The 13,739-nt window shown below is 61.7% G+C and carries 13 protein-coding genes; 5 read left to right on the forward strand and 8 right to left on the reverse strand.

Annotated features, from left to right (window positions below):
- Nucleotides 1-147 precede the first annotated feature (147 nt).
- Complete coding sequence (locus tag OCK01_RS20140; RefSeq protein ID WP_182829872.1) at nt 148-1,158, forward strand: helix-turn-helix domain-containing protein; 1,011 nt, start codon at nt 148-150, stop codon at nt 1,156-1,158.
- 24 nt (nt 1,159-1,182) lie between these two features.
- Here OCK01_RS20140 and OCK01_RS20145 read toward each other — a convergent pair whose 3' ends face one another.
- Both OCK01_RS20145 and OCK01_RS20150 read right to left on the reverse strand, forming a co-directional pair.
- Nucleotides 1,183-1,626 (reverse strand): helix-turn-helix domain-containing protein, encoded by a 444-nt coding sequence (locus OCK01_RS20145; protein WP_263825494.1) that lies wholly within the window; start codon nt 1,624-1,626, stop codon nt 1,183-1,185.
- Between the two features lie 261 nt (nt 1,627-1,887).
- A complete protein-coding gene (locus tag OCK01_RS20150; RefSeq protein WP_263825495.1) occupies nt 1,888-3,510 on the reverse strand; it encodes an ABC-F family ATP-binding cassette domain-containing protein in 1,623 nt (540 codons plus the stop codon).
- A gap of 127 nt (nt 3,511-3,637) precedes the next feature.
- Here OCK01_RS20150 and OCK01_RS20155 point away from each other — a divergent pair, with 127 nt between their 5' ends.
- Nucleotides 3,638-3,853, forward strand: a complete 216-nt coding sequence (locus tag OCK01_RS20155; protein WP_263825496.1) for a hypothetical protein — start codon at nt 3,638-3,640, stop codon at nt 3,851-3,853.
- Between the two features lie 2 nt (nt 3,854-3,855).
- Here the strand turns inward: OCK01_RS20155 and OCK01_RS20160 are convergent, their stop codons facing one another.
- From OCK01_RS20160 to OCK01_RS20185, 6 genes are all read right to left on the reverse strand, one after another.
- Nucleotides 3,856-4,923 (reverse strand): ABC transporter ATP-binding protein, encoded by a 1,068-nt coding sequence (locus OCK01_RS20160; protein WP_263825497.1) that lies wholly within the window; start codon nt 4,921-4,923, stop codon nt 3,856-3,858.
- Complete coding sequence (locus OCK01_RS20165) at nt 4,920-5,747, reverse strand: carbohydrate ABC transporter permease (protein ID WP_263825498.1); 828 nt, start codon at nt 5,745-5,747, stop codon at nt 4,920-4,922. Before OCK01_RS20165 ends, OCK01_RS20160 begins: the two co-directional genes overlap by 4 nt.
- Nucleotides 5,744-6,646 (reverse strand): carbohydrate ABC transporter permease, encoded by a 903-nt coding sequence (locus tag OCK01_RS20170; protein WP_182829867.1) that lies wholly within the window; start codon nt 6,644-6,646, stop codon nt 5,744-5,746. The genes OCK01_RS20165 and OCK01_RS20170 overlap by 4 nt, the downstream gene beginning before the upstream one ends.
- 110 nt (nt 6,647-6,756) lie before the next feature.
- Nucleotides 6,757-7,989 carry an ABC transporter substrate-binding protein gene (locus OCK01_RS20175; protein ID WP_263825499.1) on the reverse strand — a complete coding sequence of 411 codons (1,233 nt, stop codon included), beginning with the start codon at nt 7,987-7,989 and terminating at the stop codon, nt 6,757-6,759.
- Between the two features lie 62 nt (nt 7,990-8,051).
- Entirely contained in the window at nt 8,052-8,954 is a 903-nt protein-coding gene (locus OCK01_RS20180) for a sugar phosphate isomerase/epimerase family protein (protein WP_263825500.1), read from the reverse strand.
- Nucleotides 8,955-8,957: 3 nt separating this feature from the next.
- Complete coding sequence (locus OCK01_RS20185; RefSeq protein ID WP_263825501.1) at nt 8,958-9,995, reverse strand: Gfo/Idh/MocA family protein; 1,038 nt, start codon at nt 9,993-9,995, stop codon at nt 8,958-8,960.
- 127 nt (nt 9,996-10,122) lie between these two features.
- On the opposite strand from OCK01_RS20185, the gene OCK01_RS20190 reads away from it, so the two are divergent.
- The 3 genes from OCK01_RS20190 (at nt 10,123) to OCK01_RS20200 (ending at nt 13,686) form a co-directional block, all read left to right on the forward strand.
- Nucleotides 10,123-11,139 (forward strand): LacI family DNA-binding transcriptional regulator, encoded by a 1,017-nt coding sequence (locus OCK01_RS20190; RefSeq protein WP_182829863.1) that lies wholly within the window; start codon nt 10,123-10,125, stop codon nt 11,137-11,139.
- A 68-nt stretch (nt 11,140-11,207) separates the two neighbouring features.
- Nucleotides 11,208-12,161 (forward strand): sugar-binding transcriptional regulator, encoded by a 954-nt coding sequence (locus tag OCK01_RS20195; protein ID WP_263825502.1) that lies wholly within the window; start codon nt 11,208-11,210, stop codon nt 12,159-12,161.
- A 214-nt stretch (nt 12,162-12,375) separates the two neighbouring features.
- Entirely contained in the window at nt 12,376-13,686 is a 1,311-nt protein-coding gene (locus OCK01_RS20200; protein WP_263825503.1) for an ABC transporter substrate-binding protein, read from the forward strand.
- Nucleotides 13,687-13,739: the final 53 nt, after the last annotated feature.

The raw sequence follows: 13,739 nt of genomic DNA on the forward strand, positions 1-13,739 counted from the left end.
AAGCCCGATAAAGCCGCAATCTCTGATGCGTTGAATAAATCACCGAGACAAACCGTATAGCGCAAGAAACCATAATCGTCGTCGTCGACTGACAACCGCAGCTATTTCGAGCAGAATGCCGGACTGGATTGGCGCACGGACCCCTTGATGAGCATACCGCGATCTTCCTTCGACACCCGCAAGCTGCCGCCAGGACCCGCCTGGGACCTCTGGCACGACCAGATCAGCGTGATTTTCGATTCCCGCCCGCATAAGAGCATCGAGGACGGATTTTTCGCCTCGGTGGACGCCTGGCTGGTCGGCGAGGTCGGCATCGGACATATCCGCGGCGCCGGTCAGCGGTTCGATCGCTCCCGCAAGAAGATCGCCAAGGATGCGATGGACGGCTATGTGCTGCAGTTCTACCTGCAAGGACAGAGCGAAGGTCGCGTCAGCGGTCAGACGGCCAAACCGGGCGATCTTTATCTCATCGACATGGCCCAGGCCCTGGCGACCGCCACGACCGATCATGAGCAGATCAGCTTCGCGCTGCCGCGCCGCATGCTCGCACCCTCTTTGAAAATGCCCGATAATTGTCATGAGCTGGTGATCCCGGGAGATCGGCCGCTGGTGACGCTGCTGCGGGAATCGATGCTCAGCTATACCCGCAATCTCGACCGCTTGCGCGCGGAAGACGCGGAAGCCGCGCTGAAGCCGCTGGTCGATCTCACCGCTGTGGCGATCAACTCCGAACTTTCGGAGGAAAAGGCCGAAGCGGTGAACCTGATGCTGACCGCCAGCATCAGGCGTCACATCGAAGCCAATCTGCTCGATGCAGATCTCTCCGCCGAAACGGTCGCAGCCAGCTTCGGCCTGTCGCGCCGTTCGCTGTATCGGCTTTTCGAGCGGTTCGGCGGCTTCCAATCCTACGTGCATGAGCGGCGCTTGCGCCGCGCCTGGGATGCGCTGCGGGCGTCCGACCAGCGCCATGTCGCCATCGCCTCGATCGCCGAGAGCCATGGTTACGCCAATCCGGAAAACTTCACCCGCGCCTTTCGCCGATTGTTCGGCATGACCCCGCGGGAAGTTCGCCACCTCTCGGCGTCGGACACGGAGCGGGCCATCGCAGCGACCCCGCAAGCCATGTGGTCGCAATGGGTCGCCAAAATCGGCAGTTGACTCCTGATCGCGCCTGGCGCCGGCTCAAGCGCTCAGTCGCACGGACTCCATCGATGCGAGGGCCGAAATCCGCGCATGGCGACGCGGCGAGACGCCGAAGCGTTCGCGATAGGCGGCGATGAGATTGTTGGCGTGACCATAGCCGATCAGGAAAGCGATCTGCTTGAGAGGCATTTCCGTTTCCCCCAGCAGCCGACGTGCCGTTCTCAACCTGCTCTCGCGAAGATAACCGAAAATCGTGCTGCCGAACTGCTCCCTAAACCCCTGCGACAGCCGACGCTGGCTGAGCCCGACCATGTCCGACAACTGCCCCAAGCTGAGCGGGTTCGACAAATTCTGCTCGATCAACAGCCCGGCGCGGCGAACGGCGTCGCGCTCCCTGGCCGTCAACGGACGAAGAACCTCGCCGCCGTCATTGGCGCATCTATTCCCATGAGCATTCTGCTCCACCACGCTGATCACTTGCATCCCGAAATCTTCCTCGCTTGCCTCGAGCATCCGCGACGCCCGCCGACAATTTCTTGAAAGCGATCATGAAGGTCTCGTTAAGTCCCTGCAATGGTTGGGTTTTGGACACCATTCAATCAGTCAGCCGGTGCCTTGGAACCGGCAAATAGTGCCATGCTTTAGTAAAATGAGATGTGAATGGTCCAGAATGGGAGGCGTCGAACGACATCGCCTTCCCAAACCGGAACGATTTTCACAGGCCTGGCTCGCCGAAAACGAGTCTCAGCCGCGAATGCCGGGCGCTTCCTGTCCGGTGCGCGCGACATATTCGGTATAGCCGCCATCATAGCGATGAACCCCGTCGGGGGTGAGCTCCAGCACTCGGTTGGACAGAGCGCCGAGGAAGTGGCGATCGTGGCTGACGAACAGCATCGTACCCTCGTAATCGGCGAGCGCCCTGATCAGCATTTCCTTGGTGTCGAGATCGAGATGGTTGGTCGGCTCGTCGAGAACGAGGAGATTCGGCGGATCGAACAGCATCTTGGCCATGACCAGCCGCGCCTTTTCGCCGCCCGAGAGCACGCGGCAGCGCTTGTCGATGTCGTCGCCCGAGAAGCCGAAACAACCCGCCAGCGCCCGGAGCGGCGCCTGACCCGCCTGCGGAAACGACGATTCCAGCCATTCGAGGATGGTGGCGTCGCCGTCGAGCAGATCCATGGCGTGCTGGGCGAAATAGCCGAGCTTGACGCTGGCGCCGATCGCCACCGTTCCCTCGTCCGGCTCCGCCGTGCCCGTGACAAGCTTCAGAAGCGTGGATTTGCCGGCGCCGTTGACGCCCATGATGCACCAGCGCTCACGGCGGCGGACGCTGAAATCGAGGCCTTCATAGATGGACCGGGAGCCGTATTTCTTGTGCACGCCCTTGATGTTGATGACGTCTTCGCCCGAGCGCGGCGCAGGGCGGAATTCGAAGGCGACGGATTGACGGCGCTTGGGCGGCTCGACGCGATCGATCTTTTCGAGCTTCTTGACGCGGCTCTGCACCTGCGCCGCATGGCTGGCGCGCGCCTTGAAGCGCTCGATGAACTTGATTTCCTTGGCGAGCATGGCCTGCTGGCGCTCGAATTGCGCCTGCTGCTGCTTCTCGTTCTGCGCCCGCTGGCCCTCATAGAAGCCGTAGTCGCCGGAATAGGTGGTCAGCGTGCCGCCATCGATCTCGATGATCTTGGTGACGATGCGGTTCATGAATTCGCGGTCGTGCGAGGTCATCAAAAGCGCGCCGTCATAGCCGCGCAGGAAGTTTTCCAGCCAGATCAGGCTCTCGATGTCGAGATGGTTCGACGGTTCGTCGAGCAGCATCACATCGGGGCGCATCAGCAGGATGCGGGCCAGCGCCACGCGCATCTTCCAGCCGCCGGACAGCTTGGCGACATCGCCGTCCATCATCTCCTGCGTGAAGGAGAGACCGGCCAGCACCTCGCGGGCGCGGCCATCCAGCGCATAGCCGTCGAGCTCCTCGAAGCGCGCCTGCACCTCGCCATAGCGCTCGATGATTTCGTCCATCCGGTCCATCTGGTCCGGATCGGACATCTGGGTTTCGAGGTCACGCAGCTCGGCCGCCACCGCGCTGACAGGCCCCGCCCCTTCCATGACCTCCGCCACGGCGCTGCGGCCCGCCATTTCGCCGACATTCTGGTCGAAATAGCCGATCGTCACGCCCTTATCGACCGAAACCTGGCCTTCATCGGGCAGTTCCTGGCTGGTGATCATCCGAAACAGCGTCGATTTTCCCGCGCCGTTGGGGCCGACGAGACCGATCTTCTCGCCCTTGTTGAGGGCGGCGGAGGCTTCGATGAACAGGATGCGGTGGCTGAGCTGCTTGGAGATGTTTTCGAGGCGGATCATGGCTTATCTGGACTGGTTGACGCGGGCGCCCTTATGGCATGCGAAAATCCATCTGTCGCAGTTTTTCTGACCATCCGCCCGTCACTGATGGTATAGTGGTAAAGGACAGCATCAAGGCGACGCGGACATGACAAAAGAAACGATGCCATTTGGTGTGGAAGAGCAAGAGATCGTCAACCGCATCATCATGCGGTTCAGCGACGAGAACGAAGCCTGGAACTGGTTGACCAGGACGCCGTTGCCGGGTCACGGATGCGCGACCGCTCGCGATCTTGTTCGCGAGGGCCGAGTTCAGGAGGTCTTAGCCTATATCGACAGCGTCGACGCTGGCGTTCACGCCTGACCTCACACCCGCCGCCCCGTCTCCGGGTCAAACAGATGCACCAGTCCCGGCTCGATTGTCAGCCGCAGGCTGTCGCCCGGCCGCACACGCTCCCTGCCCTGCTCCACCACGGTGATTTCACTCTGACCTGAACCGAGCACGATATAGGTGAGCGACCCCGTGGATTCGATCAGCGACACCGGCAGGGTGAAGCCGGCTTCCTCGCCATGCGCCACCTTCAGATGCTCCGGGCGAAGGCCAGCGAGCAATTTGCGGCCTGGCTCGAAGGGCTGCGCAACGGCGAGTTCTGGCGCGCCCGGCAGGTCGAGAACCACGCGACAGCCGCCAGCGCCCGTTGCGGCCACGAAATTCATCGCAGGCGAGCCGATGAAACCGGCGACGAAGCGGTTGGCGGGCCGGTCATAGAGTTCCAGCGGCGCGCCCTGTTGTTCGATCACCCCGTCTTTCATCACCACGACGTGATCCGCCATGGTCATCGCCTCGATCTGATCATGCGTGACATAAACGGAGGTCGCGCCCAGCCGGTCGTGCAGCGCCCGGATTTCCTTGCGCATGGACACGCGCAGCGCCGCATCGAGATTGGAGAGCGGTTCGTCGAACAGAAAGGCCTTGGGATTGCGGATGACGGCGCGCCCCATGGCGACGCGCTGGCGCTGGCCGCCCGAAAGCTGGCGCGGATAGCGATCGAGAAGACCGGAAAGGCCGGTGATCGCAGCCACCTCCGCGGCCTTGGCCTTGGCGGCGGCTTTGTCGGTTCCACGCATGCGAAGGGGATACATGAGATTCTCCTCCACCGTCATATGCGGATAGAGCGCATAGGACTGGAAGACCATCGCGATGTCCCGTTTGCGCGGCGGCGCGTCGCGCATATCCTGGCCGGCGATCGTCATCCGGCCTTGGCTGATCTTTTCCAGACCGGCGAGCGACCGCAGCAGCGTGGACTTGCCACACCCGGAAGGACCGACAAGCGCGACGAAACTGCCCTTTTTGATCGTAAGATCGATATTCTTCAACGCATGATAGGCGCCGTAATGCTTGTTGACGCCTGTCAACTCGATTTGCGGAATCATTTGAGGGCTCCTGACGTGAGGCCGGACACGATGCGGCGCTGCAGAAGAACGAAAAGGGCGAGGATCGGCGTCACATACATCGAGGCGAAGGCCATGATGTTGTTCCACTCATTGGTGTTGGGTCCCATGAAGGAATAGAGCCCGACGCTTGCCGGCTGATACTCGATCGCCTGGATGATCGACTTGGAATAGACGAATTCGCCGAAGGCCTGCATGAAGATCAGGATGGCCGAGACGAGGATGCCGTTGCGGGCCAGCGGCAGCACGATATGAAAGAAGGCGCCGATACGGGAATTGCCGTCGACCATCGCCGCCTCTTCGAGTTCGATCGGCACACTCATGAAGGTCGCGCGGACAAGCACGACGAAGAAGGGCATGATTTTGGCAGCGATGGCGATGATCACCGCCAGCCGGGGGTATTCGAGCAGGCCGAGTTGCGAATAGCCGACGAAGATGGGGGTGATCATCAGCGAGGCCGGCAGGACCTGCAGCATCAGGATCAGGAACAGGCCGATATCGATCCAGACATTGCGGTAGCGCGCCAGAACATAGGCGCAGCCGGCGCCGAGGATAGTGATCAGCACCACCGATCCCAGGGCGATCAGCAGCGAATTCCACAGAAAGCGGCCGACGCCCCTGGCCTGCCACACCGCGCCATAGACGCCCCATTGCGGATCGGTCGGCCAGAAGTTCGGCGGCGTGGCGAACATTGCCGAGCCGGTCTTCAGCGCCGTGATATACATCCAGTAAAGCGGAAAGAGATAGATCGCCGCCAGAACGAGCGCGATGGCGAGCATCAACCGGTTTCGAAAGGTTTCGGTCATCCCCGCACCTCCTGCCGCGTCGAGCGGACATAGACGACAGAAGCGATCATGACGAAGACGATCATGATGACCGACACGGTCGCGCCGCGGGCGAAATCATATTGCTTGAACGAGAGATCCCAGGCCCAGTATTGCGCCACATTCGAGGAATTGTTGGGCCCGCCCGAGGTGATGCCGGCAAAGAGATCGAATTGCTGCAGGGTGAAGATGAGACCCAACGAGATGATCGCGCCGATGGTCGAGCGCATCATAGGCAGGGTGATGGTGACGAAACGCTGGAAGACGCCCGCCCCATCGAGTTCCGCCGCCTCATAAAGATCCTTCGGGATACCCGAAAGTCCAACCGAGAGCAGGATCATGTTGAAGGACGTGCCGAGCCAGATATTGGCGAGGATCACCGCCCAAAGCGAATAATGCGGATCGGACCGCCAGAAGATATTGCCGGAAATGACGCCCGCCTCGCGCAGAAAATAGTTGAGCACGCCGAAATCGCCGGAAAGGATCCAGTTCCAGATCGCGCCGACCACGAGGCCCGGCATGACCCAGGACACGAGAAACAGGCCGCGCAGCCAGCTCGATCCCGGAAAATCGTTCCAGAAGAACAGCGCCAGACCGAACCCGATCAAAAACTGGCCTGCGATCGAGGCGACGACGAAGACCGCCGTATTGCGCAGGATCGGCCAGGTCTCCGGCTGAGAAAACAGCGCGACGTAGTTCTTGAAGCCGACGAAAGGCCGGATGAACGTGCCCAGCGAGAACATGTCCACTTCCTGGAAGCTCATGAGCACATTGTAGATCAGCGGCAGACCGGACATCACGAACAGGAAGCCGAGCGGCAGCGCCACGAGGCCGATGTCGAAGCCGCGACCGTCGGTCAGGCTGGTGAGGAATCTCTTCATGGAACCCCGCGAAAACTAGACGTCCTCGGGGCCGCCCGCCTCGGTCGAGCGAGACGGCCCCTTCGGGAGGAACGGATGGCCTTCCCCCGCGAGGAGGAAAGCCTGTGGCGTCAGCCCAGCACGGCGGAGATCTTCTCCGCCGCCTGGTCGAGCGCTTCTTTGGGGCTCATCTGGCCGGTCAGCGCCGCTTGGATCGCGTCCTGGATCGCCTTGGAGATTTTCGGCCAGGCGGGATGCGGACCGCGCGGCTGGGCGTATTTCAACTGCTCCAGGAAGACCTTGAGCGCCTCGTCCTTCAGCGGCTTTCCGGTCGCGGCAATGGTGATGTCGGAGCGGGCCGGCAACTGCCCGAACTTTTCGAACATCTTGTCATCCTGCGAGGCGAAATATTCGAGCACCTTGAAGGCTTCGTCGGGATGTTGGGTGTTCGAGAAGATCGCCCAGTTGAAGTCGCCCATGGCCGAAGAACGCTGCGCGCCCGCCTCGGGAACCGGCAGCAACGCCACGCCCCAGTCGAACTTGGCTTCCTCCAGCATGCGGTCGAGCTCCCAGGGGCCGGAGATCGCCATGGCGGCGTTGCCGGAATTGAAGGTTCCGGTGGAATCCCACTGGCCGCGCGTCAATGTGTCAGGCGACGCGAGATTTTCGTCCATGATGGTCTTCCAGGTCTCCAGCGCCTTCACAGCGCCCGGCGCGTTGATCTGCTGATAGCCGCCGCCGCCCATCTGCGCCCAGGGCAGGAACTGGAAGGTCCCCTCCTCGCTCGCCTTGGCGGAGAACGCCAGGCCGTAAACATTGTTGGCCGGGTCGGTCAGCTTGCGGGCGGCTGCGACCAATTCGTCCCAGGTCTGCGGCGGCTTGGCGGGATCGAGACCCTTCGCCTTGAACATGTCCTTGTTGTAATAGAGCGCGATCGTATTGGTGGCCTTGGGAACGCCGAAATATTTGTCGTCCCACATCACCGATTTCAACGGGCCGGGATAATAGTTCTCCGGCTTGATCACCGTGGATTTGGCGATCCGGTCGGTCAGGTCGAGAAAGGCGCCGCGCGACGAAAACAGCGCGTGCTCGGGGTTGTCGACGGCGATGATGTCGGGCGCCTGGCCGGTGGAGTAAGCGCGCATGGCCTCGCTGACCACATCGTCGAACTGGATCTGGCGGTACTCGACCGTGATCCCGTTCTTCAGAGCGTTGAAATCCTTGATCAGATTGGGCGCCGGCTGGATGTCGCGGTCGAGCGACCAGACGGTGATCTTCACGTCCTCGGCATGCGCGGACAGGCCGAGCGCAGAGACGGATGCGAGCGCCAGCGCGCCCGCCATGAGAAATTTCCTGATACCCATGTTCTCCTCCATTCAGGTTCAGAGTGATCCGGGCGGCTTTCCTCCCTGCCGCCTGGGCATTCTCATTGCGGGTCGATGACGAAGTCGCCGCCCCGGCAATTCTTGAGATAGTTGAGCGCGTGGACCTGACCGGTCATTTCGAGCGCGTCGCGATAGACGGGATCGTGCCAGCCCTCGATGTCGATCGAACCGGTCCATCCGGCCAGGCGCAGCTCCGAAATCACGTCGGTCCAGTTGGTGTCGCCGAAGCCCGGCGTGCGCATGAAGACGAATTTCTCCTTGCCGAAAATGCCGTGCTCGCGGATCACCTCCCAGCGGATGGTCGCGTCTTTGCCATGCACATGGAAGATCTTGCTTGCCCATTTGCGGATCTGCGGCAGCGGATCGATGAGGTAGACCATCTGATGGCAGGGCTCCCATTCGAGTCCGATATTCTCATCCGGCGTCTCGTTGAACATCAGCTCCCAGGCGTCGGGATTATGGGCGATGTTCCAGTCGCCGCTCCGCCAGTCGCCGTCCATGGCGCAGTTCTCGAAGGCGATCCTGACGCCCTTGTCGGCGGCTCGCTTGGCGAGCTCGCTCCAGATCTCCTTGTAGCGGGGCAGGCTGTCGGTCAGCGGCTTGCCCCGGATGCGGCCGGTGAAGCCGGCCACGCAGGTCGCGCCGAAATGATGGGCGTTGTCGATGCAGTCCTTCCAGCCCTGAAGCGTGATCTGGTCGATCTCGGTCGTCTCGAGCGGATTGCCGAACATGCCGAGCGTGGAAATGGTGATGTCGCGGTCGCCGATGGCGTCCGTGCATCGCTTGCCGAGATCGGCGAGATCCTGGCCATTGGTGGTCTGCCAGAAGAAGGGTTCGAAGCTCTCGAAGCCCATATCGGCGATCTGGCCGATGCGCTCGGCCGCCTTGCCGCCGCTGGCGCTGACCATTGTGCCGACACGGATCGACTTTGCCGGATTGCTCATCTGTTACTCCTTGGAAATGACGACGCGCTTGCCGCGCCTTGCGCTTTCTATGGCGGCGAACACCATGGAAAGGCTCTTGATATTGTCTTCGCCCGCCGTCTCCGGCGGCGTTCCGGTTTCGATCGCTCGGATAAAGGCGGAAAGGACGCTGGCGTGCCCCTCGGTCGCTGCAAGATCAGGCGCGTCGGGCACGGAAATCTCTTCCTGATCGCGCAGGAACCCTTCGTCTGCGGCGACGCGATGGGCGGAGAATTGATCCAGCCCATCCCAGAGCAGCGTGCCCTTCTCGCCGGTGATCCGCCACTGGCTTTCCCAACTTGTGTTGGCGCCTTCGGCGCACCAGGAGCCGCGATAGGTGAAGGTCACGTCGTCGCTCATCTCAAAAATCGCGAAAGCCGAAGCGCCATGCGCATACCAGGAACCGGCAGGATTGGTCTCATGGCAATAGACGGCCTTCGGCGTCTTGCCGGAGACGAAGCGGGCGGCGTCGAAGGTATGGATCGCCATATCGAGCAGCAGGACATTGTCCATCTCATCGCGAAAACCGCCGAAATGCGCGCCGATGAAAAAATCGCAATGGACGCCGGTGATCGCGCCGATCGCGCCGGATTCGACGAAGGCTTTCATCCGCCTGACGCCCGGAATGTAACGGCGGTTCTGAACCACCGCATGGGTCAGACCTCTTTTGCGCGCCTTCCGGATCAGGCTCTCGGCGTCCTTGATCGAGGTGGCCATCGGCTTTTCGGATAGGACGTGGCAATCATGGGCAAGCCCCGTCTTCACCACATCCTTGCGCGCCGGCGGCACGACGACGTCGAACAGGAGATCGGCAGATGTTTCGGACAGGACGGATGCGAGATCGGAGCCGATGACGGCGTCGGTCAGCCCGAATTCCGCGGCCAGCCCGCGGGCCACGCCTTCATCGAGATCGACAAGCCCGACGATGGCGACCTTGTCCTTGAGGTCTTCGTGTTCGGCGATCGCACGCAGCCAGCCCTTGGCCATAGCTCCGCAACCGCACAAAACGGCTGAATATGTCACTGATTTCCTCCACCGACGGAAGCGAAACTCCTCTTTCGCGCTCCGTAAACGTTTACGATACTATTTACAGGAATCGATATTTGTCAATAGGGTTTCCGTAAACGATCACGGAGCGCATCGAGACAGCATGACAGGCATCCGCCAACTCGCCGACCATCTCAAGATTTCGATCGGCACCGTCTCCCGCGCCTTGAACGGTAAACCGGACGTCAATCCGGATACGCGCAAGCGCGTCCTCGACGCGGCCGAAAAGCTGGGCTACGTGGCTAATCAGTCGGGTCGCGCGCTGCGGAAAGGCGAAACCGGGGTCATCGGATTCATGATGCAGACGGGCCCCGAAATCACCGGTCGCGGCGACACCTTCTTCATGAGCGTCTTCGACGGCGTCCAGACCGTCCTCGCCCGCCATAGCCTCGACCTGGTGGCGATGTTGTGCTCGTCCGAAGAAGATCCCGACGAATACCTGAAACGCATGGTGGCGCGCGGTTTCGCCGATGGCGTCATCCTCTCCGCGACCCGGCGGCAAGAGGCTCGCTTCGAGTACCTCGCCCGCCGCAAAATTCCCTTCATCACCCTCGGCCGAAGCCTCACCGACGTCGATCAGCCGTGGATCGACCTGGATTTCGAAGGCATGGCGGAACGCTCGGTGCGGCGCATGGTCGAGCGGGGCAAACGCGACCTGGCCTTCGTCTGGCCGCATGGAGACCTCAATCTCGGCTATGTTTATATCGAGCGATGCCGTCAGGTGCTCGCCGAATACGGTCTCGATCTGCCGGACGCGCAGATTTACCACGCCGCGGCCAGCGAAAAAGGCGGCTACGATGTGGCGAGCCAGATCCTCAGTTCGGACAAGCGCCCCGACGGCGTGTTGTTGGTCAGTGAATCGGTGGCGCTCGGCCTTTACCGGGGCCTCGCCGAAGTCGGCCTGTCGCCCGGCCGCGACATCGCGGTGATCGGCATGCGCAGTCCGCAGGCGGAATTTTTGGCGCCAAGCCTTACTTATTTCGACCTGTCGCTTCGCGATCTCGGGGCCGCTCTTGCCGAAAGCCTGCTGGCCGCCATGCCCGGCTACCGCGAACATTATCCGGATGCGCCGCAACGCCAGCTCTGGCCGATGACCTTCGTCGAGGGCGAAAGCGGCTGAAGATATTTGACAGGTCGTCAGAAACTTGGCAGCAAATGGCCGACAGACTGATGGCAGGCAGAATAACCATGGCGAAACGACCGGACAATCAAGGACGCTTAGACGAGGCGGCGCGCGCCGGCTGGCTCTATTACGTCGCCGGCCGCACCCAGGACGAAATCGCCTCGATCATGAGCATTTCCCGCCAGAGCGCACAACGTCTGATTTCATTGTCGGTGGCTGAAAAGCTGGTCAAGGTCCGGCTGGATCACCCTATCGCCGCCTGTCTCGAACTCGCCGAAGCGATCAAGGATCGCTTTGGACTGAAGCAGGTCGAAATCGTGCCGAGCGATCCGGATGCTGGAAACACGGCGATCGGCGTGGCCGAGGCCGGCGCCGCCGAGCTCGAACGCTGGCTGAAGCGCAGCGACCCGCTGGTGATCGCCATGGGCACCGGCCGCACGCTGCGCGCCGTCATCGACCAGCTGTCGCCGATGGAGTGCCCACAACATAAGATTGTGTCGCTCACCGGCAATATCAGCCCGGACGGATCGGCCGCCTATTTCAACGTCATCTTCTCCATGGCCGATGCGGTCAAGGCGCCGCACTTCCCGATGCCGCTGCCCGTCATCGTGTCTTCGCAGGCGGAACGGGACCTGCTGCATCGCCAGCCGCTGATGGCCACGACCATCGATCTGGGCAAGCATTCCGACGTCACTTTCGTCGGCATCGGCGAGATGGCGCTGAACGCGCCGCTGCTGGTCGACGGATTCTTGAACGATGCGGAGATGGAGGAGTTGCTCGCAGCCGGCGCGGTCGGCGAAATCTGCGGCTGGATTTTCGGACCGGATGGAAAACTCCTCGCACATGGGGTGAACGACCGCGTCGCGAGCCTGCCGATCCCCTCCCGCGACGCGTCAACGGTCATCGGCCTGGGACGAGGCGTCCGCAAGCACAAGGCCATTCGCGCCGCCGTCATCGGCGGCAAAATCAACGGCCTGATCACCGATGAAGACGCAGCCCGGATGCTGCTCACCGGCTGACCGCCACCTCGCCTTTCCAACCAAAGCGGACTTCACGCGCGCCCTGGAAGACGGGCAGCGTGTGCGTCCCGGTTTTTTTTATTCGATATTTCAGAGACTTGCATCGTCCTTTCGGCGCTGCAAAAAAGAATCCCTATTGACAGTTTTCCGGACGAAGTGAATATCTGCCCATGAGCATGGCATTTGCTCAAGTTTCTCTTCTGGGAGGAAGACCATGAACCTGAAGACTTTCCTGCTGGGCGCAAGCTCGGCATTGGCGATGTTCGGCCTCGCGAACGCCGAGACCCTGACGATCGCCACCGTCAACAATGGCGACATGATCCGTATGCAGAAGCTGACGGACGATTTCACCAAGAAGAACCCCGGCATCGAGCTGAACTGGGTGACCTTGGAAGAAAACGTTCTGCGCGAACGCGTAACCACCGACGTGGCCACCAAGGGCGGCCAGTATGACGTCATGACCATCGGCACCTACGAAGCTCCGATCTGGGCCAAGCAGGGTTGGCTGGTCGCGCTCGACAATCTCGGCGCGGACTATGACGTGGACGATCTGCTGCCGGCTATCCGCGGCGGCCTGACTGTGGAAGGCAAGCTCTACGCAGCGCCCTTCTACGGCGAAAGCTCCATGGTCATGTACCGCAAGGACCTGATCGAAAAGGCCGGGCTCACCATGCCCGACGCTCCGACCTGGGACTTCATCGCCGACGCCGCCCGCAAGATGACCGACCGCGCCACCGGCGTAAACGGCATCTGCCTGCGCGGCAAGGCCGGCTGGGGCGAAAACATGGCTTTCCTGACCGCCATGTCCAACTCCTTCGGCGCCCGCTGGTTCGACGAAAACTGGAAGCCCCAGTTCGACCAGCCGGAATGGAAGAACACGCTCGATTTCTACGTGAAGCTGATGAACGACGCCGGTCCGCAGGGCGCGTCCTCGAACGGTTTCAATGAAAACCTGGCGCTCTTCCAGCAGGGCAAGTGCGGCATGTGGATCGACGCCACCGTCGCCGCATCCTTCGTGTCCAACCCCAAGGATTCCACCGTCGCCGATAAGGTCGGTTACGCCCTGGCTCCGGACAACGGCCTCGGCAAGCGCGGCAACTGGCTCTGGGCCTGGAACCTCGCGATCCCCGCAGGCTCGCAGAAGGTCGAAGCAGCTGAGAAGTTCATCGCCTGGGCGACCGGCAAGGACTATCTGAAGCTGGTGGCGGACAAGGAAGGTTGGGCCAACGTTCCCCCGGGCACGCGCACCTCGCTCTACGAAAACGCCGACTACCAGAAGGCCGCTCCGTTCGCGAAGATGACCCTCGACTCCATCAACGCTGCCGACCCGACCAAGCCGACCGTCAAGCCGGTCCCCTATGTCGGCGTCCAGTTCGTGGCGATCCCTGAATTCCAGGGCCTCGGCACCACTGTCGGCCAGCTGTTCTCGGCGGCTCTCGCCGGTCAGATGAGCGTTGACGATGCGCTGGCTCAGGCTCAGCAGGTGTCCGAACGCGAAATGACCCGCGCCGGCTACATCAAGTAATCCACAGGCTCCCAGGCCTGACCTTGCTGCCCGGCCCCTCCGGGCAGCCTTTT

Source organism: Rhizobium sp. TRM95796, from assembly GCF_025779995.1.
Taxonomy (GTDB): Bacteria; Pseudomonadota; Alphaproteobacteria; order Rhizobiales; family Rhizobiaceae; genus Rhizobium_E.

Excerpts from the sequence above, each read along its gene's own strand:
- OCK01_RS20140 (WP_182829872.1), top strand. The coding sequence starts at position 148 with ATGAGCATACCGCGATCTTCCTTCGACACCCGCAAGCTGCCGCCAGGA.
- OCK01_RS20145 (WP_263825494.1), bottom strand. The coding sequence starts at position 1,626 with ATGCAAGTGATCAGCGTGGTGGAGCAGAATGCTCATGGGAATAGATGC.
- OCK01_RS20150 (WP_263825495.1), bottom strand. The coding sequence starts at position 3,510 with ATGATCCGCCTCGAAAACATCTCCAAGCAGCTCAGCCACCGCATCCTG.
- OCK01_RS20155 (WP_263825496.1), top strand. The coding sequence starts at position 3,638 with ATGACAAAAGAAACGATGCCATTTGGTGTGGAAGAGCAAGAGATCGTC.
- OCK01_RS20160 (WP_263825497.1), bottom strand. The coding sequence starts at position 4,923 with ATGATTCCGCAAATCGAGTTGACAGGCGTCAACAAGCATTACGGCGCC.
- OCK01_RS20165 (WP_263825498.1), bottom strand. The coding sequence starts at position 5,747 with ATGACCGAAACCTTTCGAAACCGGTTGATGCTCGCCATCGCGCTCGTT.
- OCK01_RS20170 (WP_182829867.1), bottom strand. The coding sequence starts at position 6,646 with ATGAAGAGATTCCTCACCAGCCTGACCGACGGTCGCGGCTTCGACATC.
- OCK01_RS20175 (WP_263825499.1), bottom strand. The coding sequence starts at position 7,989 with ATGGGTATCAGGAAATTTCTCATGGCGGGCGCGCTGGCGCTCGCATCC.
- OCK01_RS20180 (WP_263825500.1), bottom strand. The coding sequence starts at position 8,954 with ATGAGCAATCCGGCAAAGTCGATCCGTGTCGGCACAATGGTCAGCGCC.
- OCK01_RS20190 (WP_182829863.1), top strand. The coding sequence starts at position 10,123 with ATGACAGGCATCCGCCAACTCGCCGACCATCTCAAGATTTCGATCGGC.
- OCK01_RS20195 (WP_263825502.1), top strand. The coding sequence starts at position 11,208 with ATGGCGAAACGACCGGACAATCAAGGACGCTTAGACGAGGCGGCGCGC.
- OCK01_RS20200 (WP_263825503.1), top strand. The coding sequence starts at position 12,376 with ATGAACCTGAAGACTTTCCTGCTGGGCGCAAGCTCGGCATTGGCGATG.